The following is a 23,262-nucleotide window of genomic DNA, read 5'->3' as shown; positions in this document are numbered from 1 at the left end:
GGTTCAGCCGCGCTCGGAGATGGCCTCGATGAGGTCGCCCACCGGGCGCTCCGGCAGCGAACGGGCCACGTCGGCGACGGCCACGATGCCGACGAGGTCGTGCCCGTCGATCACCGGGAGCCGGCGTACCTGGTGCTTGCCCATGGTCCGCAGGATCTCGGCCGCGTCGTCGTCGGCGCCGATGGTCACCGCCTCGCCCTGGGCCAGTTCACCCGCGGTCACGCTGCCGGGGTCGCGGCCCTCGGCGAGCACCTTCACCACGATGTCGCGGTCGGTCAGCATGCCCTTGAGGCGGTTGTCGGCGCCACAGATCGGCAGCGAGCCCACCCCCAGGTCGGCCATCCGCCGGGCGGCCGTCCGGAGATCGTCCTGCTCCCGGACACAGCTCACGTCGCTGGTCATGATGTCGCGTGCGGTCGGCATCGGGATCACACCTCACCTTCGGGGGGTTGTTGCTGGTTTTCCTACCCAGGCGGGCGGAAGGCATGCCGACACATGAGGTGAACCGCGCTACGTCAACCTGAACGTGCTCCAACGGGAGACCTGACCACGGTCCACCGCTGCTGTGGACCGGTGGCGGTCAGTGCCAGGTGGCGGCGGCCCGTCGCAACCGGTCGTTGATCGCCCGTCCCACGCCGACCTCGGGCACCGGCTCGGCGACGATCTCGGTCACCCCGGCCGCGTCGAGCCGGTGCAGCGCGTCGAAGAGCCGCGCGGCCGCTGCGGTCAGGTCACCCTCGGGCGACAGCACCTCCACGGCCGCCCACCCGTCCGCCTCCGGACGCTCCCGAAAGGCCAGGAAACCCCGCCGGCCGCCGTCCTCCGGCGCCGACTCCGCCGTCCCCAGCCGCAAGGGGGTACGCGGAGCGTAGTGGGCCGCGAGCGTGCCAGGCGCCACCGGCTGTCCGGAGCTGCCCGGCCGTACGTCGACCGGCCCGACCGCCTCGACCAGCGCCTCGACCGGCAGCGCGCCCAGCCGGAGCACCACCGGGCGTTCGCCACGGGCGTCCACGATCGTCGACTCGATCCCGCACCGGGTGGGTCCGCCGTCGAGCACCACGTCCACCGCGTCGCCCAACCCGGCCACCACGTGCTCGGCCCGGGTCGGGCTGAGCTGCCCGAACCGGTTGGCGCTGGGCGCGGCCACGGGCACCCCGGCGGCGGCGATCAGCGCGCGGGCGGACGGCTCGTCCGGCACCCGGACCGCCATGGTGTCCAGGCCCGAGGTGACGATCGACGGGATCGCCGCGGGCCGGTCCACGATCAGGGTGAGCGGGCCGGGCCAGAAGCGCTCGACCAGCGCGGCGACCGCCGGTGGCACCTCGCCGACCAGCCCGGCCAGGTCGGCGGCGTCGGCCAGGTGGCTGATCAGCGGGTCGAAGCTGGGGCGCGCCTTCGCCTCGAAGATGCGGGCCGCCGCCCGGGCGTCGAGCGCGTTCGCGCCCAGCCCGTAGACCGTCTCTGTGGGAAAGGCGACCAGCCCACCGCCACGCAGGACGGCGGCGGCCTCGGCGATGCCGCTATCGGCCGGCAGGACGCGCGGGGATCCGATGCTCACGCCCCGACGCTAGCCTGCCGCCGTACGCGGGCGGCGACGGAGGGGCTTGCCGGCGCTACGCTCTCCCGCATGGGCAGGCGGGTGGCGCTGGTGCTGGCCGGCGTCCTCGTGCTCGTCGGCTGTTTCGGCCTGACGACGGCCCTGCCCGCCGTCCAGCGGGCGATTTCCCCGCGCGCCGAGCCCGTGCCCCTCCCGCTCCGGCTCACCGGAACCCTGTTCGACGAGTTCACCGTTGACCTCGTCCAGCCCGGCCGGTACGCGGTCTGGGCCACCCGGCCGACCGCCGCACCCGACCGCGACCGTTGCCGGGTCACGGGACCGGACGGGCTCCCGGTGACCGTGGCCGAACCGGAGTACCTGGTCCAGTGGACCGAGGTCGCCACCGACGACACCCTCTGGACCTGGGCCACGGGCTTCGCCGCCGCCACCAGCGGCACCTACCGGCTCACCTGCCGCCTCGACCCCGACTCACCGGGCCAGCAGTACACGGTGACCCGGGAGCCGGACGGCCGGGTCGGCCTCCGCCTCCAGCTCGGGTGGTACCGGGGTCTGCTGATGGCTGCGCTGCCGGCCGGCCTGCTGATCCTTGTGATGACGCTGACTTGGCGACGCCGGGCCGAGTGAACCGTCTCCGGCGAAACCCGGTTGTCCGGCTCACCGGATCGGCCGAGGATGGCGCCGTGACTCGGGTGAAGATGCACGCCGACGAGGTGGAAACCGACGTCGACCTCGTCCGTCGACTGCTCGCCGGGCAGTTCCCGCAGTGGGCGGACCTGCCGATCCGGTTGGTCCCCTCGTACGGGACGGACCACGACATCTACCGGCTCGGCGCGGACCTGGTGGTCCGGCTGCCCCGGATCGGCTGGGCCACCGCGCAGGCCGCGCGGGAAGCCGAGTGGCTGCCGCGGCTGGCCCCGCACCTGCCGCTCGCCCTGCCCGTCCCGCTCGTGCGAGGACGCCCCGCCGAGGGCTACCCGTTCGACTGGTCGGTGTACGAGTGGCTGCCCGGCGAGAACGCCAACGGCAGCCTCGACGACCTGGACCAGGCCGCGGTCGACCTCGCCGCGTTCATCATGGCGCTGCGAAAGATCGACACCACCGGTGCGTACCCCCGGAAGCCGGGCAGCCGGGGCAGCGACCTGGCCGAATTCGACGAGGGCGTACGCCGGTCGGTGGCGCAGCTCGGCGACCGCGTCGACGGCGCCGCGACGCTGCGCGCCTGGCAGGAGTCGCTGGACGCGCCGGCGTGGGACGGGCCGGGGGTGTGGGTGCACGGGGACCTGCTGCCCGGCAACCTGCTGGTCGTGGAGGGGCGCCTCTCCGCCGTCATCGACTTCGGCGGACTCAACGTCGGCGACCCGGCCTGCGACCTGCAACCGGCGTGGAACGTCTTCGCCGGCCGCAGCCGCGAGCGGTTCCGTGCTGAACTGGACGCGGACGACGCCTCCTGGCTGCGCGGCCGCGGCTGGGCTCTGCTTCAAGCGGTGTTCGCGCTGCCCTACTACTGGGACACCAACCCGGGCATCGTCCGGCAGACGTCGCACGCCCTGGCCGAGATCCTCGCCGACGCCGCCCGCTGACCGGACCCGTCAGGGCGTCAGCGGGCCGTCCAGGATGCGCTGCCCGGCCTGCTGATCACCCTGCCAGGTCAGCGACGCGCCGTGGCGCGGGAGTCGGCCCCAGAGCAGCAGCAGGAGATCCGGTGCGGTGCCGGAGAGCACGGCTACCGGCGCGCCCGGGCCGTACGTCCACGACGCGCCGGTATCCGTCGCATCGAGCCGAAGCGCCGCGGCGGGCGGTTCGGCCCGGCCCCGCCCGACCTGCCTCGGCGCCATCGTGTCGAACACCTCGGCCACGCCCTCGCCCGCCAGCTCCGCGTCCAGCGGACGCGGCGTACCAAATGCGTGCTCGGCGTCCCACCGGTGCACGAGGGCCTCCAGGCAGCGGCGCCGCTGCCAGAAGCCGACCGTGTGCGGCGGCTGGAAGGTCCACGCAGGGGTGCCCGGGTCGACGTCCAGTGCGCGGAGCAGCGTCTCGGAGGACTCGTCGAACCAGCGCAGCAGCTCGGCCGGGTCCGTCGGTGCCGCCGCCGGTTCGTAGTCACCCCGCTGTTCGGTCACCGCGGCGGCCGCCTACAGGTTCGAACCGCCGAGATGGGCCGCCAGATCGCGCAGTGTCCAGCCGGAGCAGTGTTCGATCGGGACAGACAGGTCGCCGTCGAGACAGGCCCGGAACGCCGCGAGCTCATGACGGAGATGGCGAAGGAAGGACGGAGCATCCACGACCGGTCACGCTAGCCAGGCCCTCCGACAGCGCGGATTCCGTGATTGCCGGGCTGGTAGGCGACGACGAGGACTGTGCGGGGTTCGCATTCCGCTGCGACCTCGATCCGGTCTTCAGCCCGGCATATGCTTGGCATCCGGCGGTAGCGGTCACCGGATGCGGGGGCTTCGGGGGGCGAGGGGCGGTTCTGGATCAGGACCGTTGGCGCGCTGCGGGCCGGCGACCCTCGCGGTGGTGAACTGCACCAGTCGACTCGCGAAGGTGCTACGTTCGCGGCCACTCAGGCGAGACAGAACTCGTTGCCCTCGATGTCCTGCATCCCGAGGCACGACTCGTTGTCGCCATCGGCGCGCAGTAGTCGCCCGCGTACCGCGCCGAGCGCGACCAGTCGTGCGCATTCGGCCTCAAGTGCGGCTAGGCGCTCCTCACCCACGAGCCCGGTGCCGACCCGCACGTCAAGATGCACCCGATTCTTGACGACCTTGCCTTCGGGAACGCGCTGGAAGTACAGTCGCGGACCCACACCTGAGGGATCACTGCAGGCGAACGCTGAACCCTGACGCTCAGGCGGCAGCGTGCGATTGAAATCGCCCCAACTAGCAAACCCCTCCGGTGGCGGCGGTACGACGTACCCCAACACCTCGCACCAGAAGCGAGCGACGCGCTCAGGATCTGCGCAGTCGAAGGTGACTTGGATCTGCTTGACCGATGCCATCGGCCCACCATAGAGGTGGGGTCTTTCGTGGTCTCTACGGGCCGCCCGGGGCAAGGTTGTGGCGCAGGGGACCGGATCTGTCAAGCATGTGATGGGACAAGATAGGGCGTCAGAACTTGGGCTCGACCGGCGAGGGCAGCATGCCGGCCCATTTGCGTAGTACGTCGACGGCTTGGTCCCGGAGGACCCCTTCGGCGACCTCTTCACGCAGTGAGCGGCGCTCGGCCGGTTGGGCGGCCTCGCGGTAGAGCTGGAGGTCTTCGAAGCCGTAGGTGGACCATCGGTAATGTGGTCCCAATGTGGTCCCGACGATCTTGGGACGTGTTTCGCCGCACTTCAGAGACGGTATTGGTGGAGCCCAGGGGACTTGAACCCCTAACCCCTGCCTTGCAAAGGCAGTGCTCTGCCAGTTGAGCTAGGGCCCCGAGGCGGCGGAGCCGCCGGTGCTGGCAGTCGGAGGGACGGTCAGCGCAGGTCGGGCGCGGTGGTCGCCTCGTGCCACAGGGCGCGCTCGTCGTTCGCAGCCATCACCTTCTTGGCCACCACAGCGGCCACGCCGACCACGCCGGCCAGGATCAGGAGCTTCTTGAACATGGGGCGACCCCTCGCGCTCGACTATCGTCGGACGATGTGCGGTGGGGCTAGCTGGAATCGAACCAGCGACCTCAGAGTTATCAGCTCTGCGCTCTAACCGACTGAGCTATAGCCCCGCATGGCGACGAGCAAGGTTAACCCATCGCCGCCTCCGTCCCCAAATCGGGGGCCGGTGCGCCGTTTTACCCGTGCCAGAGAAGAACCTACCCGGATACGCGACGCCGGGGCGACCGCTTTACGCGGTGCCCCGGCGTCGTCCGGGTCAGTCCCGCTCGGCGAGCGTCAGCTCGATGCCGCCGACCAGGTCCGCGCAGACGTTGTAGACGAACGCGCCGAGCGTGGCGAGCGCGGTGAACAGCACGACGTTGACCAGCCCGATCAGCGCGGAGCTCAGGATGACACCCTTGGCGGTGATCTGGAAGCCACCCCCGCCGCCTGCGCCGCCGCCGGCGTTGACCAGGTCGGTCAGGCTGCTGTTGACGCTGGTGAACACGCCCATCGCGTCCAGGGCCAGGTAGAGCACCGAGGTGGCGACGACCACCACGATGAAGAGCACCACCGAGACCGCGAACGCGAACTTCATCACGGACCAGGGGTCGATCCGCTTGAGGTTCAGCCGGGCCCGGCGCGGCCCGCGCGACGCGGCCGAGCTGACCGAGGTACGCGCGGCGCGTACCGCCTCACCCACGCGCGCGGCCCCGACGGCGGCCGCGTTGCTGATCACCGGCGGCAGCCCACCACCGTTGGCGGGGCGGCCCTTGGCGCCGGGGTGGGCACCGTCCGGCGACGGCTTGGGGGCGGTGCCGAGACCGGCGCCCACCTTCGGCGGGGTGCCGGGAGTGCCGGTGGACGGTCGAGCCGTACCCGTCGTCTTGATCGCCTGGTTGGTGGCGGGCTTCGCCGCGCCGGCCGCCGGGGCGGCCAGGCCGTCAGCGGAGGTCGGGGCGTCGACCGGGGTCTTCTCGGTCTTCTCGCTGGTCCCCGAATCCTCCGCGGGCTTGTCCGGCGGCGGAGTCATGCCGGGGGCCCGGGTGAACTTCGGGGCAGGCGCGTCGGCGGGGACCGTGGCCCGGCCCACGGCCGCACGGCCGGACGCTGGGGTACCGCCCTGCGCGGCCTCCTCGTCGACCGGGTTGGCCGAGGCCCCCGTGTTCCCCGACTTCGCCTGTGTCTCCGTCATCAACTAGTCCTGTTCGTCAGGCTCGTCGGCATTGCGAGCAATCGCCACGATAGTCACGCCGTCCGGGAGGTCCATCAGCTTAACCCCCATTGTGTTCCGGTCACGCGTACGGCGTACAGGCTTCACCGGAGTCCGGATGACGCCCCCGTTGCTGGTGATGGCGAACAGTTCGTCATCCGGGCTGATCACCACCGCACCGACCAGACCACCGCGTCGCTCAGTGATCTTCGCAGTCAGCACACCCTTACCTCCCCGGCCCTGCACCGGGTATTCCTCGATCGGGGTACGTTTCGCGTATCCGCCGTTCGTCGCGACCAGCACGTCCATGTCCATGCCCTCGCGGACGACCTCCATGGCCAGCAGTTCGTCGTCCTCGCTGAACCGCATGCCGATGACACCGGAGGTGGCCCGGCCCATCGGGCGCAGCGCCTCGTCCGTGGCGTTGAAGCGGATGGCCTGGGCGTTCTTGGAGACCAGCAGCAGGTCGTCCGTCGAGCTCACGAGGGCAGCACCGACCAACTCGTCCTCATCGCGCAGGTTGATCGCGATGATGCCCCCTGACCGGGGGGAGTCGAACTCCTCGAGCCGCGTCTTCTTCACCAGGCCGTTCTTCGTGGCCAGTACCAGGTAGGGCGCCACCTGGTAGTTCGGAATTTCGATGATCTGCGCGATCTGCTCGTCCGCTTGGAACGCGAGCAGGTTGGCCACGTGTTGGCCCTTGGCCACCCTACTGGCTTCGGGAAGCTCGTAGGCCTTGGCCCGGTAGACCCGACCCTTGTTGGTGAAGAACAGGATCCAGTCGTGCGTAGAGCATACGAAGAAGTGGCTGACGATGTCGTCCTGCCGGAGGGTGGCGCCGCTGACGCCCTTCCCGCCGCGTCGCTGCGAGCGGTAGAGGTCGACCTTGGTGCGCTTGGCGTACCCGGTGCGGGTGATGGTGACGACCACGTCCTCGCGGGCGATGAGGTCCTCCATCGAGACCTCGCCGTCGAACGGCACGATCTTGGTGCGCCGATCGTCGCCCCACTTCGCGACGATCTCGCCCAGCTCCTCGGAGACGATCTTCCGCTGCCGCTCCGGCTTGGCCAGGATGTCCTTGAGGTCGGCGATCTCCAGCTCGAGCTTGGCCAGGTCGTCGAGGATCCGCTGCCGCTCAAGGGCGGCCAGCCGGCGCAGCTGCATGTCCAGGATCGCGGTCGCCTGGACCTCGTCGATCTCCAGCAGCCGGATCAGGCCCTGCCGGGCGTCCTCGACCGTGGGCGAGCGCCGGATCAGGGCGATCACCTCGTCGAGCGCGTCGAGAGCCTTGGCCAGACCGCGCAGGATGTGCGCCCGCTCCTCCGCCTTGCGCAGCCGGAACGCGGTCCGCCGGCGGATCACCTCGATCTGGTGCTCCACGTAGTAGCGGATGAACTGGGCCAGGTTGAGCGTGCGCGGCACCCCGTCGACCAGCGCCAGCATGTTGGCGCCGAAGGTCTCCTGAAGCTGGGTGTGCTTGTAGAGGTTGTTCAGCACCACCTTGGCGACCGCGTCGCGCTTGAGCACGAGCACGATCCGCATGCCGGTACGCCCGGAGGACTCGTCGCGGATGTCGGCGATGCCGCCGAGCTTGCCCTCCTTGATCAGCTCGGCGATCCGCTCGGCGAGGTTGTCCGGGTTGACCTGGTACGGCAGCTCGCTGACCACCAGCGCCGGCCGGCCCCGCTTGTCCTCCTCCACCTCGACCACGGCCCGCATCCGGATCGAGCCGCGCCCGGTCCGGTACGCGTCCTGGATGCCGGCCTGGCCGACGATCAGGCCGTGGGTCGGGAAGTCGGGACCCTTGACGATCTCCAGCAGCGCCTCGAGCGTGGTGGCCTCGTCGGCCTCCGGGTGCTCCAGGCACCACTGCACGGCCGCGCCGATCTCCCGCAGGTTGTGCGGCGGGATCTTGGTGGCCATGCCGACCGCGATGCCCTCGGAGCCGTTGATCAGCAGGTTGGGGATGCGGGACGGCAGGATGGTGGGCTCCTTGGCCCGGCCGTCGTAGTTGTCCTGCAGGTCGACGGTGTCCTCGTCGATGTCCCGCAGCATCTCCATGGCCAGCGGGTCGAGCTTGCACTCGGTGTATCGCATGGCCGCGGCCGGGTCGTTGCCGGGCGAGCCGAAGTTGCCGTTGCCGTCGACCAGCGGGTAGCGCAGCGACCAGGGCTGGGCCATCCGGACCAGCGCGTCGTAGATGGCCGAGTCACCGTGCGGGTGGAACTGACCCATCACGTCGCCGACGACCCGCGAGCACTTCACGTAGCCGCGGTCCGGCCGGTAGCCGGAGTCGAACATGGCGTAGAGGATCTTGCGGTGGACCGGCTTGAGCCCGTCCCGGACGTCCGGCAGGGCCCGCCCGACGATGACGCTCATCGCGTAGTCGAGGTACGAGCGCTGCATCTCGACCTCGAGGCCGACCGGCTCGATGCGGTCGTGCGCGACAACCGCGGCCAGTGTCTCCGGGGTCTCCGGCTCGTTGGGGGTGGACTCGGGAGTATCGGTCACTGTTAACCCTTATCAGACTCAAAGTCGTGTTCGTGCTGTGGATAACGGCTGTGGAAACCGGCCAGACTGTGGATAACCCTGTGGACTGCCGGGCCGGCCGGTGCATCTCCGGCCGACCCGGCCCGGTCCGTCAGATGTCCAGGAACCGCACGTCCTTGGCGTTGCGCTGGATGAACGAACGGCGTGCCTCGACGTCCTCACCCATCAACACGCTGAACAGCTCGTCGGCGGTTGCCGCGTCGTCGAGCGTCACCTGGCGGAGCGTACGGGTGGCCGGGTTCATCGTGGTCTCCCACAGCTCGGGGTAGTTCATCTCGCCGAGACCCTTGAACCGCTGGATGTCGTCCGGCTTGGCGTTGGGCTTCTTCTGCTGGCGCAGCGCGATCAGCCCGTCCCGCTCCCGGTCCGAGTACGCGTACTGGGCGTCGTCGCCCTTCTTGTTCCACTTGATCTTGTAGAGCGGCGGGGCGGCCAGGTAGACGTGACCCAGCTCGACCAGCGGCCGCATGAACCGGAACAGCAGCGTGAGCAGCAGCGTCTGGATGTGCTGGCCGTCCACGTCCGCGTCGGCCATCAGCACGATCTTGTGATAACGCAGCTTCTCGATGTCGAAGTCGTCGTGGATGCCGGTGCCCAGCGCGGTGATCAGCGCCTGGACCTCGTTGTTCTTCAGCACCCGGTCGATCCGGGCCTTCTCCACGTTGAGGATCTTGCCGCGGATCGGCAGGATCGCCTGGGTACGCGGGTCGCGACCCTGCTTGGCCGAGCCGCCCGCCGAGTCACCCTCGACGATGAACACCTCGGACTCGCGCGGGTCGGTGGACTGGCAGTCGGCCAGCTTGCCCGGCATCGAGCCGGACTCCAGCAGCGACTTGCGCCGGGCCAGCTTCCGCGCCTGCTGGGCGGCGATCCGGGCCCGGGCGGCCTGCGACGCCTTGGTGATGATGGTCTTCGCCTCGGCCGGGTTCCGGTCGAGCCAGTCGACCAGCCACTCGTTGCACACGCGCTGCACAAAGCTCTTCACCGGCGTGTTGCCGAGCTTGGTCTTGGTCTGGCCCTCGAACTGCGGGTTGGTCAGCTTGACCGAGATGATCGCGGCCAGGCCCTCGCGGATGTCCTCGCCGGAGAGCTTCTCGTCGCCCTTGAGCAGCTTCTTGTCCGCGCCGTAGCGGTTGATGACGCTGGTCAGCGCGGCCCGGAAGCCCTCCTCGTGGGTGCCGCCCTCGTGCGTGTTGATGTTGTTGGCGAAGGTGTAGACCGACTCGCCGTACGACTCGTTCCACTGCATGGCGATCTCGACCGACATGCCCTCCTCCTCGGCGCCGAACTCGACCACCGTCCGGTGGATCGGGTTCTTCGAGGCGTTGAGGTGCCGGACGAAGTCGGCGATGCCGCCCTCGTAGTGGAAGGTCACCTCGCGCGGCTTGCCCTCCTCGGCCTCCTCGACCCGCTCGTCGAGCAGGTGGATGGTGAGACCCCGGGTGAGGAAGGCCATCTCCTGCAGGCGCCGGTAGATGGTCTGGAAGTCGAAGTCGACGGTCTCGAAGACGTCCGGGTCGGGCCAGAAGGAGACCGCCGAGCCGGTCCCGTCGGTCGGCTCGCCCTTCTCCAGCGGGGTCGGCTTGGAGTGGTCGTACTGCTGCCGCCAGACGAAGCCGTCCTTGTGGATCTCCACCGCCATCTTGGTGGAGAGGGCGTTCACCACGCTGACGCCGACGCCGTGCAGACCACCGGAGACCGCGTACGCCTTGCCGTCGAACTTGCCGCCCGCGTGCAGCACGGTCAGCGCGACCTCGACACCCGGCTTCTTCAGCTTCGGATGGAGGTCGACCGGGAAGCCACGCCCGTTGTCGGTGACCCGGACGCCGCCGTCGGCCAGCAGCACCACGTCGATGGTGTCGCAGTATCCGGCCAGCGCCTCGTCCACCGCGTTGTCGACGACCTCCCACACGAGGTGGTGCAGACCGCGTTCACCGGTGGACCCGATGTACATACCGGGCCGCTTCCGGACCGCCTCCAGCCCCTCGAGAACGGTGATCGACTCGGCGCCGTACTTCTTGTTGTCCTCCGCTGCCACCCTCGGCCACTTTCTCGCACCGACCACGCCAGGGCGCGGGGCGCGGGTTCGGCGGACAGCACGCGACGTCGGCGCACGAACCGGTCCCCGCATCTCCAGGTCACAGATCGCGTACGCCGGGCGCCGCGGTCGCCCGCGGATCGCGATCGGCTTGACCCGATCCGGGACAATGATCAAGGGCCCGGGGGCCCCTGTCCGTCGCTCCGTGTCGGGTCTTTCGTCTCGCCATCAATCTTACTCTGCGCACACGACTAAACCGCCACTCGGCACCCCCGCGGGGGCGGCTGAGAACTCCGTAGCCGGCCGAATCGCGCTGTCCGCGACTCCCCCTACACACCTGGCCCTGATCGAGGGCGCTTCCGACCGCTCCGGCTCGGCGGGTTTGACGCCACGCCGCGACCCGGAGCAGTCGTCCGACCAGTCCGGCTCGGCGGGGTTTGGCGGGTTTGACGCCACGCCGCGAGCCGGAGCGGTCGTCGGGTGCCGCATCGGTATCGGCACGTGACCGACCGGGGGTCGCGGCGGGATCCGGCGTGCCGTACGTTTGCGGCGCCGCCGCAGCGGTCTTGATCTTTGGCGGGCGGAACCGGGACGATCGACCCGATCGGTCCGACAACGCGCTTGGTAATAAGAGGTGACGCCAGATGGGGCTGGACAACGTCGCGGTGCACTGGCCGCGAACCGGCCGCTTCTACGACCCGGTCGCGCCGGCCGAGTTCGTCGACTTCGGCGAGATCGTGGACCTGCCACGGATCTCCGCCCCCACCGCGGCGCTCGCCGAGTTGATCGCCAAGACCGGCACCGTACGCGCGACCGCGTACACCGAGCTGGTCGACCTGATCCTCGGCTTGGAAAATGTGCTCTACGCCACGGAGAACGCGGCCGAGGACGAGGACCCGGTGATCGACCCGGACGGCTGCTCGTGGATCGCCGACGGCGTGGAGAAGTTCGTCGCCCGGCACCGGCCGATCGGCGAGGCGGTGACCTTCGAGTCGGTGAGCGAGGTGCTCCGGTCGCTGTTGGGCGACGGTCGCCTGGCCGAGCAGCAGCTGCGCTGGCTGGACAGCCGGCTCGACCGGCTGCGCGACGAGAACGGCGACCCGCCGCAGTGGAACTTCACCTGCGCCGAGCTGGGGGTGCTGGCCGCCTTCTACCGGCGCTGCGCCGACCGGGGCTTCGCCGTCTACGCCGACGCCTGATCCCGCGACCTGGTCCCGCCGCTGCCCACCCGGACACCCGCCCGCCTCGTCTGATCAACATCAGGTCGGCGAGGTAGCGGGGTCAGCCCCGCCCGGAAGCCGCCACCTCGGCGAGGTGCCCCCCTAGCCGGGACGTATCGGACGGTCAGCCGTAGGTGTCGCGGGGGCCGCGGCCACGGACCCGACGCGGGCCGCGCGACCACGACGGCGCGGCCGGGCCGTGGATGTGGAGTTTGCGGACCACGTTGTGACCCACCTCACGGGCGATCTGCTGGAGCAGCGAGCCGGCGAGCAGCCGGAGCTGGGTGGCCCACGCGGTCGAGCGGGCCTCCACGGTCAGCTCGCCGTCCTCCAGCTTGACCGGGCGGCTGTGCTGCGCCACCTCCGGCCCGACCACCCGTTCCCAGGCGCCGAAGACCGTGGCCTCGGCCGCCGGCTGCTGCCAGCCGCGCGCCTTGACCAGTTTCTCCAGCACCGCGCCGAGAGGCTGCGGGTCGCGCGGATCCGGCCCGGGACCGGAGTAGCCGCGCAGCCGCCGCTCGCCGTCCCCGCGTACCGCGCTGCGCCGGCGGGTGCCGGCGGCCGCCTGCCGGCGGGCCTTCGCCGCGTCCAGCACCGCCCGGGCCAGCTCCGGCCCGGACGCCCCCGCCGGCAGCTCACCGAGAGCACCCGCCTCGGGCGGGCTCGCGCCGTCGGTCGCTGGACCGGCCCCGGCACCGCTCCGACGGCCCCCGGCCGCGCCCGCCGCGCCCCGACGACTCGCCGAAGCCGCCGCGTCCCGCCCGTCCGCCGAGGCCGCCGCACCGTCGCCGTCGGCAGGGGTACGCCCGCCGCGCCCCGGGCCCAGCCGGGCCGGCGGGAGCTGGACCTCATCCGACACGGCGCACCGTCCCCTCGCCCACCGCGTACCGGGTGCCGCGCAGGGCCGCCGGCACGTCCTCGTCGACCGCGCAGGTCACCAGGAGCTGGCTGGCGCCGCCGACCAGCTCGGCCAGCCGCTCCCGGCGGCCGGCGTCCAGTTCGGCGAAGACGTCGTCGAGCACCAGCACCGGCTCGATGCCGTCGGCCCGCAGCAGGTCGTACCCGGCGAGGCGGAGGGCCAGCGCGTACGACCAGGACTCGCCGTGGCTGGCGTACCCCTTGGCGGGCAGCGGGCCGAGGGTGAGGGCGAGGTCGTCGCGGTGCGGGCCGACCAGCGTGGTGCCGCGTTCGATCTCCGCCGACCGGTTCTCGGCCAGCGCGACGCGCAGCGCCTCGGCCAGCGCCGTACGGTCGGTGGTCGGCTCGGTCAGCTCCACGGACGGCCGGTACGCGATCCCGGCCGCGCCCCTGCCCGCCGCCACCGCGTCGTACGCCTTGACCACGTGCGGGGCGAGCGCGGCGACCAGCTCCAGCCGGGCGGCGAGCAGCTCGGCGCCGTGGTGCGCCAGGTGGGTGTCCCAGACGGCGAGGGTGGACAGGTCCCCGCCCCGCGACCCGCCGGTCTTGCGGGCCAGGTACGCGGTCCGGAGCAGGGCGTTGCGCTGCTTGACCACCCGCTCGTAGTCGGCGCGCACCCCGGCGTACCGGGGCTGGCGGGTGACCAGCAGGTCGTCGAGGTAGCGGCGGCGCTCGGCCGGGTCGCCGCGGACCAGTTCCAGGTCCTCCGGGGCGAACAGCACCAGCCGCAGGGCGCCCAGCACGTCGCGGGCGCGCCGGGCCGGGGACCGGCCCAGCCGGGCCCGGTTGGCCTTGCCGGGGACGATCTCCAGCTCGACGAGGAGTTCCCGGCCCTCGTGCACCACCGCGCAGCGGATCACCGCCGAGGAGGCGCCCATCCGGACCAGCGGAGCGTCCGTGGCGACCCGGTGCGAGTCCAGGGTCGCCACGTAGCCGAGCGCCTCGACCAGGTTGGTCTTGCCGACGCCGTTGGCGCCGATCAGCACGTTCGGGCCCGGCTCCAGGTCGACGCCGACCCGCTCGTACGAGCGGAAGTCGACCAGTTCGAGCCGACGGACGTACACAGGCTGTGGATACCGGTCAGCGCTTGCGGACGGCGTGCCCGCCGAACTGCTGACGCAGCGCGGCGACGGCCTTCATGGCGGGCGAGTCGTCCTGCCGGGACGCGAACCGGGCGAAGAGGGAGGCGGTGATGACGTTCAGCGGCACGGCCAGCCGGACCGCCTCGTCCACCGTCCAGCGCCCCTCGCCGGTGTCCTCGGTGTAGCCGCTCAGCTCGGCCAATTCCGGGTCCTCGTCCAGCGCCCGGTCGAGCAGGTCGAGCAGCCAGGAGCGGACCACGGTGCCCTCGCGCCAGGACTTGAAGACGCCCGGCACGTTGGTCACCAGTTCCGACTTGGCCAGCAGCTCGTAGCCCTCGGCGTACGCGTGCATCAGGCCGTACTCGATGCCGTTGTGCACCATCTTGGCGTAGTGGCCGGCACCGACCGGCCCGGCGTGCACAAAGCCGAACTCACCCGCCGGCTTGAGCGCTTCGAAGATCGGCATCAGCCGGTCGACGTGCTCCTGGGCGCCGCCGACCATCAGGGCGTACCCGTTCTGCCGGCCCCAGACGCCACCGGAGACGCCCACGTCGATGTAGCCGATGCCCTGCTCGTTCAGGCGCTCGGCGCGCGGGGCGTCGTCGCTGAACCGGGAGTTGCCGCCGTCGATGATGATGTCGCCCTCGCCGAGGACGCCGGCGAGTTCGTCGATCGTGGCGTCGGTGACGCCGGCCGGGACCATCACCCAGACCGCACGGGGCGACTCCAGCTTCTCGGCCAGCTCCGCGAGGCTCGCGACGTCGCTCAGCTCCGCGTCGCGGTCGTAGCCGACCACCTCGTGGCCGGCGGCGCGCAACCGCTCCCGCATGTTGCCGCCCATCCGGCCGAGTCCTACCAGGCCGAGCTGCATCTGCTCCTACCTCCGTACGTCTGGTCTTGCTGGGGTGCGATCAGCGGGACACGCGGATCGGCATGATGAGGTACCGGTACCCCGGGATGACCTCGCCATCCTCACCTGCGGGAGAGATGACCGCAGGCTTGAAGGCGTCGACGAACGAGAGCTGGGCGTACTGGGCGCCGAGGTTGGCCAGGCCGTCGATCAGGTACTGCGGGTTGAAGCCGATGGTCAGCGGGTCGCCGGTGAAGGTGGCCTCCATGGCCTCACTGGCCCGGGCCTCCTCGGTGCCGCCGGCCTCCACGACCAGGCCGTCGGAGCTGAAGCTCAGCAGCACCGGCGTGGTCCGCTCGGCGACCAGTGCGACGCGCTTGACCACCTCGATCAGGGTGCTGACCGGAATGCGGGCCTCGGCGTTGTGGCTGGCCGGGAAGAGCGAGCGGACCGGCGGGTAGTTGGCCCCGTCCAGCAGGCGGCTGGTGGTCCGGCGGGTGCCGCCGGAGAAGCCGATCATTCCCTCGCCCGCGCCGCCCTGGGAGAGCGCCATGGTCACCTGGCCGCCGAGCGGGCCGAGGGCCTTGGCGGTGTCGTGCAGCGTCCGGGCGGGCACCAGCGCGTTGACGCTCACCTCGGGGTCGTCCGGGTTCCACTCCATCTCACGCAGGGCGAGGCGGTAGCGGTCGGTGGCGAGCATCGCCAGGGTGCTGCCGGAAAGCTCGATGCGGACGCCGGTCATCATTGGCAGCGTCTCGTCCCGGCCGGCGGCGACCGCCACCTGGGCCACCGCGGCGGCGAAGGCGGCCGCGTCGATCGTGCCGGCGCTCTCCGGCATCTCCGGCAGGGCCGGGTAGTCCTCGACCGGCATGGTCGGCAGGGTGAAGCGGGCGCTGCCGCAGACCAGCTCCAGGTGGGCACCGACGGCGGCGATGTCCACCGGCTTGGCCGGCAGGGCCTTGGTGATCTCGGCGAGCAGGCGGCCGGAGACCAGCGCGGCGCCGTCGGCGTCCCCCTGCACCTCGACGGTGACCTGGCTGGAGACCTCGTAGTCGAAGCCGGAGACCTGGAGGTTGCCGTCGGTGACCCGGAGCATCACTCCGGCCAGCACCGGTACGGAGGGTCGGTTGGGCAGGCTCTTGGCGGTCCAGGCGACCGCCTCGGCGAGCGCGTCGCGCTCCACTCGGAACTTCATCAATGCCTCCGCGTCGACGTCAGCGACAACTCTCTCATGCCGACCGCTGCCACCCGTCCCGCCCGACCGGCGGGTACCCCTCGCACCTTAGGTCGCGCGGGCATCGGCTGTGCGCCCGACCCCGTGGATCCAGGTGCCGGGGCGACTGCCGACGGCAGTGCTCCGGCCCGATCCACAGGAAGTCCAACGGTGATGATTGGTTTTTGTTGTTTAGAAGAGATAACTCATCGTCTTCATCGCACCTGTGCAAACTGTGGAGAACCGGCGTCCGCGCAGGTCAGACAGGCTATCCGCCGGTGGTTTGGCTGTGGAGAACCAGGGGTACAACCCGTGTTCCGGTCCACAGCCCGCGCCGGCCCCCAGGTTGTCCACCGTTGTCCACCGGTTGTCCACCGGTAATCCACGGGGTTTCTCCCCAGCGTTGTGGACGGGGCGGACCGCGTTGATCGACGTCATCCCCAGAACCTTCAACAGGTCGCCCACAGGCCGACCGTCGCCCGTGGACAACTCGCTCGTCATCCCCAGGCGTCCACAGCGTAGTCCCCAGGACTTGTCCACAGTCTGTGGGTAACCGGGTTGGAACGTAGCGTGGTTTTCCACCGTCTGTGGAACAGGGGGTGTGGACAACCGGGCCGTGCTGTGGACGAACACGACACCGATCGTGGGCCCTCGACCGGGTTGAGGGTCAAGCTCCCGGCATCCACAGGGACGAAAAAGGCCCGACCGGATCCCCGGTCGGGCCTTGTGCCGCCGTTTGCGGCGGTGGCGGAGAACTCAGGTGGTCTGCTTGATGCGGTTGGTCAGCTCGGCGATCTGGTTGTAGAGCGAGCGCCGCTCCGCCATCTGCTGGCGGATCTTGCGGTCGGCGTGCATGACCGTGGTGTGGTCCCGGCCGCCGAACGCCTGCCCGATCCGCGGCAGCGATAGGTCGGTCAGCTCCCGGCACAGGTACATGGCCACCTGGCGGGCGTTGACCAGCACCCGGGACCGGGAGTGGCCGCGCAGGTCCTCCAGGCTCACCCCGAAGTAGTCGGCGGTGGAGACCATGATCTGGTCGGCGGTGATCTCCGGGCCGGCGCCGTCGGGGATGAAGTCGCGCAGCACCTCCTCGGCGAGCGAAAGCTCCACCGACGAGCGGGTGAGGCTGGCGAACGCGGTGACCCGGATCAGCGCGCCCTCCAGTTCCCGGATCGAGTTCGACACCCGCGAGGCGATGAACTCCAGCACGTCCGGCGGCGCGTACAGGCGCTCCTGCGCGGCCTTCTTCTGCAGGATCGCGATCCGGGTCTCCAGGTCCGGCGGCTGGATGTCGGCGAGCAGTCCCCACTCGAACCGGGTCCGCAGCCGGTCCTCCAGCGTCGCCAGCTGCTTCGGCGAGCGGTCGGAGGTGATCACGATCTGCTTGTTGGCGTTGTGCAGGGTGTTGAAGGTGTGGAAGAACTCCTCCTGGGTCCGCTCCCGGTTCTCCAGGAACTGGATGTCGTCGATCAGGAGGATGTCCACGTCCCGGTAGCGGCGCTGGAACGCACTGGTCTTGTCGTCGCGCAGCGAGTTGATGAAGTCGTTGGTGAACTCCTCGGTCGAGACGTACCGGACCGAGCGGGCGTTGCCCAGCGTCGTGGCGTAGTGCCCGATGGCGTGCAGCAGGTGGGTCTTGCCCAGCCCGGAGCTGCCGTAGATGAACAGCGGGTTGTACGCCTTTGCCGGCGACTCGGCCACCGCGACGGCCGCCGCGTGGGCGAAGCGGTTCGAGGAACCGATGACGAACGTCTCGAACATGTACTTCGGGTTGAGCCGGTTGCCGCCGGTCTCCGCCCCGCCAGGCAGTCGCCGGTCGGCCTGGCCGCCGGGGCGGTGATCCGGGCCACCCCGGCCCGGCCCGCTGTCCGTGGCGCCGTCCCGGGGCAGCCCGCGCAGCGGCGCGTCGGCCCGGTTCTCCCGGTACCGGGGTTCGTACCCGCCCGCGTCCGGGCCCGGGGGCTCGACCCGGCCCCGCTCGTCGAAGCCGCGCCGCTCGGGGGCGCGCAGCGGCTCGGCGAAGCCGTCGCTGAACAGCGTGTCCTGGCCGTCCCCGCCGCGCGGGATGAGGTGCGGCCGGCCGCCGTCGGGCGTGCGCTGCCGCGGCGCCGGCTCGCTGACCGTGGGCGCGGGGGGCTCCTCGGGGTACGCCGGGGCCTCTGGCCGGCCCGGGTAGCCGAGCTCGGGGAAGCCGGGCGCCTCGACCGGCGGGCCGGGCTCGAGACCGGCGAGCAGGTCCAGCGGGGCGTTGCGGTCCGCCGGTTCGGGACTGGCCCGGTAGACGGTGCCGGCCGGGCGGCCGCCCGCGTCCTCGGCGACCCGGACGGTGACCGCGACCTGGATGGGCCGGCCCAGCCGCCGGCTGAGGGCCTCGGTGATGGCCGGGCGTAGCCGCGACTCGATCACGTCCCGGGTGAAGGCGTCCGGTACGGAGAGCAGGGCGGTGTCCTCGACGATCGCCCGCAGCCGGGTGAGCCGGAGGTACGCCCGCTGCTGCGCGGAGATGATCTCGTCGGCGAGTTCCTCGGTCGCCGCCGTCCACACCGCGGCAAGGTCGGTCGCTCCGGTCACCGTCGTGCCACCCCCCCTCGCCTCTGCTCCCGACCACCGCTGCTGTCCATCGGCAGTCCCGGCCCGCCACCGCGTACGCGCGGGCCTTAGGTCACGCCCTCCCGGACGGCCGAACGGTCATTATCCACAAGTTATCCACAGCCTGTGTGTACCGACCGATTGTGGCCGCCCACCGGACGTGGGTCGGACCTGCCCCCTCGTTCCCGGAGGCGCTGAAGCGGGTTCACCGTGCCGAACGATTCACTACCTTGTCCGGTCTTGCCGATCAGCGACAACCCGGAGCCCGACGCTGACCGCAATCGCGCACGCTAACAGCGGGGACCCCGTGCGTTCAACCGTCGACACCGGGGCAGCCTTGTCAACATCCGTGAAAACCACCCCTTCGGTCGCGCTCCCACGGTCACCGGGTGAGGAGTGTGTGATGTTTGACGGCCATTGCCCCCCTGCGTAGGCTGGAGCGGCTGCTCTCTCGCCCTCTGCTAGGGTGATGGGTGCTTGCTGTCCGCGGTCGCATCCCCGTATCGCCGAGGTCCCGTGTCGCCGGGCAGCACCGATCGGAGGCCACCGGGCAGGTGGCCTGGACCACCACACGACCCCGGGCGATCCCCCGCGCGGGGCGTACGACAACGGAGAGCCTGACGTGAGCAAGCGCACCTACCAGCCGAACAACCGCCGGCGCGCGAAGACCCACGGCTTCCGGCTGCGCATGCGCACCCGTGCCGGCCGCGCCATCATCTCGACCCGTCGCGCCAAGGGCCGCGCCCGCCTGGCGGCCTGAGGCCGACCGGTCCGGTCCAGGGACGTGGGCTGAGGTGCTGGCCGCCGCGCAGCGACTGCGGCGCAGTAGCGACTTCGCCGCAGCGGTCCGGGGTGGCCGACGCGTCGGCCGCGGTGCCGTCGTGGTGCACCTGACCCTCCCCGAGCAGACCGGACCCGCCGCGACAATCTCGCCGGAGCCGGCGCGGCCCAGCGGTGCGGAACCCTCCGCGCCGAGCCGCGCCGGCTTCGTCGTGTCTAAGGCGGTCGGCAACGCGGTGGTCCGCAACAAGGTCCGACGCCGGCTGCGGCACCTGGTCCGCGAGCGCCTGGCGGACCTGCCCGTCGGTACCACGCTCGTGGTACGCGCGCTGCCCCAGGCCGCCGACGTGTCGTACGCCCGGCTGGGGGCCGACCTGGACGCCGCCGTCGCCGCGGCGCGCACCCCGCGGACTCGGCGGGCCCGGTGAGCGGTGGGAGCGCCGCCCCGCGGCCGACGACTAGCGGTGCCCGCATGCTGCTGGTACCCATCATCGCGTACCGTCGGTGGATAAGTCCGGCGCTGCCGGCCCGCTGCCGGTTCTACCCGTCGTGCAGTGCCTACGCCGTTGAGGCGGTGTCCCGGCACGGCGCACTGCGGGGAGCCTGGTTGACGGTCCGGCGGCTGTCGCGCTGCCACCCCTTCCACCCAGGTGGACACGACCCGGTGCCGGAGCCGGGCGACCGCCGCCGTGCCGACGTGACTGGAGCCTGAGTGTTTAGCCTCGACTGGGTCTACTACGCCATTTCGTGGATCCTGCTGACCTGGCACTCGGCCTGGGACGCCATCGTTCCGGCCGAGGCGGTGATCGGGACGAACTGGCCCTGGATCCTTGCCATCGTCTTCCTGGTGGTGACGGTCCGGGTGATCCTGTTCCCGGTCTTCGTCAAGCAGATCAAGTCGCAGCGGGCGATGCAGGCGCTCCAGCCCAAGGTCAAGGAGCTCCAGGAGAAGCACAAGGGTGACCGGGAGACGCTCCAGAAGGAGATGATGGAGCTCTACCGGAAGGAAAAGGCCAACCCGCTGATGGGCTGCCTTCCGATGTTCCTCCAGATCCCGGTCTTCCTGGGCCTCTTCCACGTGCTGCGCCGCCTCAACCCGGACAAGACGAACAAGACCCTGTACGGCTGGACGGTCGACCAGTTCAACAGCGCCTCCCACGCCAAGCTCTTCACCGCCCCGATCGCCGGCAAGTTCGGTTCGACGGCCGACGAGCTGGCCAGCCTCGGTGCGAGCGGCAACACCGTCAAGCTGGTCGCCGGCATCCTGGTGGTCATCATGATCGCCACGACGTACCTGACCAGCCGTCAGATGATCCTGAAGACTGGTTGGGCGGAGGACCCGCAGCAGCGCATGGTCCAGCGCCTGATGCTCTACGGCATCCCGGTCTCGCTGCTGGTGTCCGGTTCGATCTTCCCGATCGGTGTGATCATCTACTGGGTCACCAACAACCTCTTCACCCTCGGCCAGCAGCAGTGGGTGCTGCGGAAGTTCCCGCCGCCACCCACCGCGAAGACCGGTACCGGCGCGCGGCCCACCGCCCAGCCGGCGAAGACCGGTGGTCTGCTCGGCCGCAAGGCCCAGCCGGTGGCGAAGGCCCCGGCGACCGCGCCCAAGGTGGCCGGCCCGAAGCCCGGCGCCAAGCCGGTCAACCCGAAGAAGACCCGCCCCGCCAAGCGGCAGGGCTGATCCTGCGGGCCGCCACCGGGATGCCGGTGGCGGCCCGTCCGGCCCCCGAGCTGCCACCGTACGGTCGGCGCCGGGCCGGAACCGCCGCGCGGAGCGCGGTCACGGGCGAAACTGGCCCGTACAGACGTGCCCGAGGGCATCGGCGAACCCCGCGCCGGCCCCGGGAGACCAGCGGACCCGACGGTCCGGCCGAGCGAGTACGGAGATGAGACCGTGACCGACACCAGCATCCCCAGCGCCGAGCAGTCCCTGGACGAGGAGACCGTGCCCACCGACGAGGCCGAGGAGACCGAGGCCGAGTCGGCGGCCGCGGAGAAGAAGGCCCCGGCCGAGAGCGACCTGTTCCGGCAGAGCGAGATCGCGGCCGACTACGTCGAGGGTCTGCTCGACATCCTCGACTACGACGGCGACATCGACGAGCTGGTCTCCGGCGGCCGCCCGGTCGTCGAGGTGGTCGGTGGCCGCCTGCAGAACCTGATCGGCCAGCGCGGTGCCACCCTGGAGGCGCTCCAGGAGCTGGCCCGGCTGGCGGTGTTCCGGCAGACCGGTTCGCCCAGCCGCCTGCTGCTCGACGTCGGCGGCTACCGCGCCGCCCGGCGCAAGGAGCTCGCCGCCGTCGCCAAGAACGCGGTGGAGAAGGTCAAGGAGTACGGCGAGCCGGTGCGCCTCGAGCCGATGTCCGCGTTCGAGCGCAAGTGCGTGCACGACGTGGTGAACGCGATGAGCGGCGTGGAAAGCGAGTCCGAGGGCGTCGAGCCGAACCGGCGCATCGTCGTCCGGCCGGCGGCGGACTGACGGAGTGACCCACGACGAGACGACGGCGGGTGCCGTGGCCGGCCCGGGTGGTACGCCGCCCGGGCCGTCGCCTGTCCGGCCCGACCCGGCCGTCGACCCGATCTTCTCCGACGGTGACGCCTCCCCGGCCGACCCGTCGATCACGGGTACGCCGCCCACCGCGGACCCCGCCTTCTCGACTGGTGCACCAGCGGGCCGCTCCGATGCCGACATGTCGACGACGTTCGATTCTTCGGAGGCCGTGACTCCGGCCTTCTCGGCTGACCCAGCACCGGACGACGAAACGGTCCCGGCGGCCCCGGTGGGTTCCGTCGAGCCGGTGTTCGCCGAGCCGGAGACGGCTTCCCCTGCCGACGGCGACACCGGCGAGGCGCAGCCAGCGTCCCCGGCCACGGCGACGCTGCCGCCCGAGCTGGCGGCGGCCGCCCGTACCCTCTTCGGCGACCGGCTTGAGCTGGCGGCCGCGTACGCCGAACTGCTGGCCACGGACGGCGTGGTGCGCGGTCTGATCGGCCCCCGCGAGACGCCGCGGCTCTGGGAACGGCACCTGCTCAACTGTGCGGCGGTGGCGGAGCGGATTCCCCAGGGCGCGAGCGTGATCGACGTCGGTTCCGGCGCCGGGCTGCCCGGCCTGGTCCTGGCGATCGCCCGCCCCGACCTCACCATCACGCTCGTCGAACCGCTCGCCCGGCGGACCACCTTCCTGATCGAGGCCGTGCAGCACCTCGGTCTGACCGCCTCCGTCCGCGTCTTCCGTGGGCGGGCCGAGGAGGCGGCGGCCGGGTCCCGCGACACCGCCCCGCTCGGCGCGGACATCGTGACCGCGCGGGCGGTGGCCGCGCTGGACCGGCTCGCCGCCTGGTGCCTGCCGCTCGCGATACCCGGCGGCCGGCTGGTGGCGCTCAAGGGCGCCTCCGCCGCGGAGGAGATCGCCGAGCACGCCGAGGCGGTCGTCCGGCTCGGCGGTGGCGAGCCGGAGCTGCACCGGTGCGGGGTGGGCGTGATCGACCCGCCGGCCGCGGTGATCGAGGTGGTCCGAGAACGGGTGGTCGGCCCGGTCAGGAAGAAGGGCCCCAAGCGGTCGCGCGGCGGCCGCCGCCGCGGTGGGCACGGCCGGGATCGCTGACGCTGCTTTTTACCGTTGTGCGGGTGCGAGATGGCCGACGGATCCGAACCCGACGTGGACCCGCTG

Annotated in this window: 22 protein-coding genes, 2 tRNA genes and 1 pseudogene; 9 read left to right on the top strand and 16 right to left on the bottom strand. The window is 71.2% G+C overall.

Annotation, left to right across the window (positions count from 1 at the left end):
* Positions 1-3: 3 nt before the first annotated feature.
* Together ACY34I_RS03125 and ACY34I_RS03120 are read right to left on the bottom strand one after the other, a co-directional pair.
* A complete protein-coding gene (locus ACY34I_RS03125) occupies positions 4-423 on the bottom strand; it encodes a CBS domain-containing protein (RefSeq protein WP_462752249.1) in 420 nt (139 codons plus the stop codon).
* A gap of 157 nt (positions 424-580) precedes the next feature.
* Complete coding sequence (locus ACY34I_RS03120) at positions 581-1,534, bottom strand: L-threonylcarbamoyladenylate synthase (protein ID WP_462752531.1); 954 nt, start codon at positions 1,532-1,534, stop codon at positions 581-583.
* Positions 1,535-1,627: 93 nt separating this feature from the next.
* Between ACY34I_RS03120 and ACY34I_RS03115 the strand changes: the two genes are divergently transcribed.
* Together ACY34I_RS03115 and ACY34I_RS03110 are read left to right on the top strand one after the other, a co-directional pair.
* Positions 1,628-2,182, top strand: a complete 555-nt coding sequence (locus ACY34I_RS03115) for a hypothetical protein (RefSeq protein ID WP_462752247.1) — start codon at positions 1,628-1,630, stop codon at positions 2,180-2,182.
* Positions 2,183-2,238: 56 nt separating this feature from the next.
* Complete coding sequence (locus ACY34I_RS03110; RefSeq protein WP_462752245.1) at positions 2,239-3,138, top strand: aminoglycoside phosphotransferase family protein; 900 nt, start codon at positions 2,239-2,241, stop codon at positions 3,136-3,138.
* Between the two features lie 9 nt (positions 3,139-3,147).
* Here ACY34I_RS03110 and ACY34I_RS03105 read toward each other — a convergent pair.
* From ACY34I_RS03105 to gyrB, 9 genes and pseudogenes are all read right to left on the bottom strand, one after another.
* A pseudogene (locus tag ACY34I_RS03105) lies at positions 3,148-3,840 on the bottom strand (maleylpyruvate isomerase family mycothiol-dependent enzyme).
* Positions 3,841-4,121: 281 nt separating this feature from the next.
* Positions 4,122-4,556: a VOC family protein gene (locus tag ACY34I_RS03100; protein ID WP_110564523.1), complete on the bottom strand. Its 435-nt coding sequence runs from the start codon at positions 4,554-4,556 to the stop codon at positions 4,122-4,124.
* A gap of 109 nt (positions 4,557-4,665) precedes the next feature.
* Complete coding sequence (locus ACY34I_RS03095; protein ID WP_462752242.1) at positions 4,666-4,854, bottom strand: hypothetical protein; 189 nt, start codon at positions 4,852-4,854, stop codon at positions 4,666-4,668.
* 51 nt (positions 4,855-4,905) lie between these two features.
* Positions 4,906-4,981, bottom strand: a tRNA-Ala gene (locus ACY34I_RS03090).
* Between the two features lie 40 nt (positions 4,982-5,021).
* Positions 5,022-5,150, bottom strand: a complete 129-nt coding sequence (locus ACY34I_RS03085; protein WP_462752240.1) for a DLW-39 family protein — start codon at positions 5,148-5,150, stop codon at positions 5,022-5,024.
* Between the two features lie 42 nt (positions 5,151-5,192).
* Positions 5,193-5,266: transfer RNA gene (locus ACY34I_RS03080), tRNA-Ile, on the bottom strand.
* Positions 5,267-5,412: 146 nt separating this feature from the next.
* Positions 5,413-6,330, bottom strand: a complete 918-nt coding sequence (locus ACY34I_RS03075) for a DUF3566 domain-containing protein (RefSeq protein ID WP_462752238.1) — start codon at positions 6,328-6,330, stop codon at positions 5,413-5,415.
* Positions 6,331-6,333: 3 nt separating this feature from the next.
* Entirely contained in the window at positions 6,334-8,859 is a 2,526-nt protein-coding gene (gene gyrA, locus ACY34I_RS03070; RefSeq protein ID WP_462752236.1) for a DNA gyrase subunit A, read from the bottom strand.
* 130 nt (positions 8,860-8,989) lie between these two features.
* The gene (gene gyrB, locus ACY34I_RS03065) at positions 8,990-10,936 is read right to left on the bottom strand and encodes a DNA topoisomerase (ATP-hydrolyzing) subunit B (protein ID WP_462752234.1); all 1,947 of its coding nucleotides are present in this window, start codon (positions 10,934-10,936) and stop codon (positions 8,990-8,992) included.
* A gap of 644 nt (positions 10,937-11,580) precedes the next feature.
* Here gyrB and ACY34I_RS03060 point away from each other — a divergent pair.
* On the top strand, positions 11,581-12,135 hold the full coding sequence (locus tag ACY34I_RS03060) for a hypothetical protein (RefSeq protein ID WP_073836957.1): 555 nt from the start codon (positions 11,581-11,583) through the stop codon (positions 12,133-12,135).
* 145 nt (positions 12,136-12,280) lie between these two features.
* On the opposite strand, the gene ACY34I_RS03055 is transcribed toward ACY34I_RS03060, so the two are convergent.
* The 5 genes from ACY34I_RS03055 to dnaA form a co-directional block, all read right to left on the bottom strand.
* A complete protein-coding gene (locus ACY34I_RS03055; protein ID WP_462752231.1) occupies positions 12,281-13,015 on the bottom strand; it encodes a DciA family protein in 735 nt (244 codons plus the stop codon).
* Complete coding sequence (gene recF / locus ACY34I_RS03050) at positions 13,005-14,138, bottom strand: DNA replication/repair protein RecF (protein ID WP_462752229.1); 1,134 nt, start codon at positions 14,136-14,138, stop codon at positions 13,005-13,007. The genes ACY34I_RS03055 and recF overlap by 11 nt, the downstream gene beginning before the upstream one ends.
* Before the next feature lie 16 nt (positions 14,139-14,154).
* Positions 14,155-15,027, bottom strand: a complete 873-nt coding sequence (gene gnd, locus ACY34I_RS03045) for a phosphogluconate dehydrogenase (NAD(+)-dependent, decarboxylating) (RefSeq protein ID WP_462752227.1) — start codon at positions 15,025-15,027, stop codon at positions 14,155-14,157.
* A 40-nt stretch (positions 15,028-15,067) separates the two neighbouring features.
* Positions 15,068-16,201, bottom strand: coding sequence for a DNA polymerase III subunit beta (dnaN, locus tag ACY34I_RS03040; protein ID WP_462752225.1), 1,134 nt, complete (start codon positions 16,199-16,201; stop codon positions 15,068-15,070).
* Positions 16,202-16,975: 774 nt separating this feature from the next.
* A complete protein-coding gene (gene dnaA, locus ACY34I_RS03035; protein WP_462752223.1) occupies positions 16,976-18,790 on the bottom strand; it encodes a chromosomal replication initiator protein DnaA in 1,815 nt (604 codons plus the stop codon).
* 640 nt (positions 18,791-19,430) lie between these two features.
* On the opposite strand from dnaA, the gene rpmH reads away from it, so the two are divergent.
* The 6 genes from rpmH to rsmG all read left to right on the top strand — a co-directional run bounded on the left by rpmH (position 19,431) and on the right by rsmG (position 23,196).
* Positions 19,431-19,568 (top strand): 50S ribosomal protein L34, encoded by a 138-nt coding sequence (rpmH, locus tag ACY34I_RS03030; protein ID WP_073836962.1) that lies wholly within the window; start codon positions 19,431-19,433, stop codon positions 19,566-19,568.
* A 34-nt stretch (positions 19,569-19,602) separates the two neighbouring features.
* Entirely contained in the window at positions 19,603-20,016 is a 414-nt protein-coding gene (rnpA, locus tag ACY34I_RS03025; protein ID WP_462752221.1) for a ribonuclease P protein component, read from the top strand.
* A gap of 44 nt (positions 20,017-20,060) precedes the next feature.
* Positions 20,061-20,300, top strand: a complete 240-nt coding sequence (yidD, locus tag ACY34I_RS03020; protein WP_222870422.1) for a membrane protein insertion efficiency factor YidD — start codon at positions 20,061-20,063, stop codon at positions 20,298-20,300.
* Complete coding sequence (gene yidC, locus ACY34I_RS03015; RefSeq protein WP_462752219.1) at positions 20,301-21,275, top strand: membrane protein insertase YidC; 975 nt, start codon at positions 20,301-20,303, stop codon at positions 21,273-21,275.
* A gap of 213 nt (positions 21,276-21,488) precedes the next feature.
* On the top strand, positions 21,489-22,070 hold the full coding sequence (locus ACY34I_RS03010; protein ID WP_462752217.1) for a Jag family protein: 582 nt from the start codon (positions 21,489-21,491) through the stop codon (positions 22,068-22,070).
* Between the two features lie 211 nt (positions 22,071-22,281).
* On the top strand, positions 22,282-23,196 hold the full coding sequence (gene rsmG / locus ACY34I_RS03005) for a 16S rRNA (guanine(527)-N(7))-methyltransferase RsmG (RefSeq protein WP_462752529.1): 915 nt from the start codon (positions 22,282-22,284) through the stop codon (positions 23,194-23,196).
* Positions 23,197-23,262 lie beyond the last annotated feature (66 nt).

Source organism: Micromonospora sp. RTBAU3-60 (genome assembly GCF_054963695.1).
Note: the sequence above shows the minus strand (reverse complement) of the source record. Positions and strands in the feature narration are given on the sequence as shown.

Coding starts and splice junctions, on each gene's coding strand:
- ACY34I_RS03100 (WP_110564523.1), bottom strand. CDS start 4,556: ATGGCATCGGTCAAGCAGATCCAAGTCACCTTCGACTGCGCAGATCCT.
- ACY34I_RS03085 (WP_462752240.1), bottom strand. CDS start 5,150: ATGTTCAAGAAGCTCCTGATCCTGGCCGGCGTGGTCGGCGTGGCCGCT.
- ACY34I_RS03115 (WP_462752247.1), top strand. CDS start 1,628: ATGGGCAGGCGGGTGGCGCTGGTGCTGGCCGGCGTCCTCGTGCTCGTC.
- ACY34I_RS03075 (WP_462752238.1), bottom strand. CDS start 6,330: ATGACGGAGACACAGGCGAAGTCGGGGAACACGGGGGCCTCGGCCAAC.
- gnd (WP_462752227.1), bottom strand. CDS start 15,027: ATGCAGCTCGGCCTGGTAGGACTCGGCCGGATGGGCGGCAACATGCGG.
- dnaN (WP_462752225.1), bottom strand. CDS start 16,201: ATGAAGTTCCGAGTGGAGCGCGACGCGCTCGCCGAGGCGGTCGCCTGG.
- ACY34I_RS03125 (WP_462752249.1), bottom strand. CDS start 423: ATGCCGACCGCACGCGACATCATGACCAGCGACGTGAGCTGTGTCCGG.
- ACY34I_RS03060 (WP_073836957.1), top strand. CDS start 11,581: ATGGGGCTGGACAACGTCGCGGTGCACTGGCCGCGAACCGGCCGCTTC.
- rsmG (WP_462752529.1), top strand. CDS start 22,282: ATGTCGACGACGTTCGATTCTTCGGAGGCCGTGACTCCGGCCTTCTCG.
- yidD (WP_222870422.1), top strand. CDS start 20,061: ATGCTGCTGGTACCCATCATCGCGTACCGTCGGTGGATAAGTCCGGCG.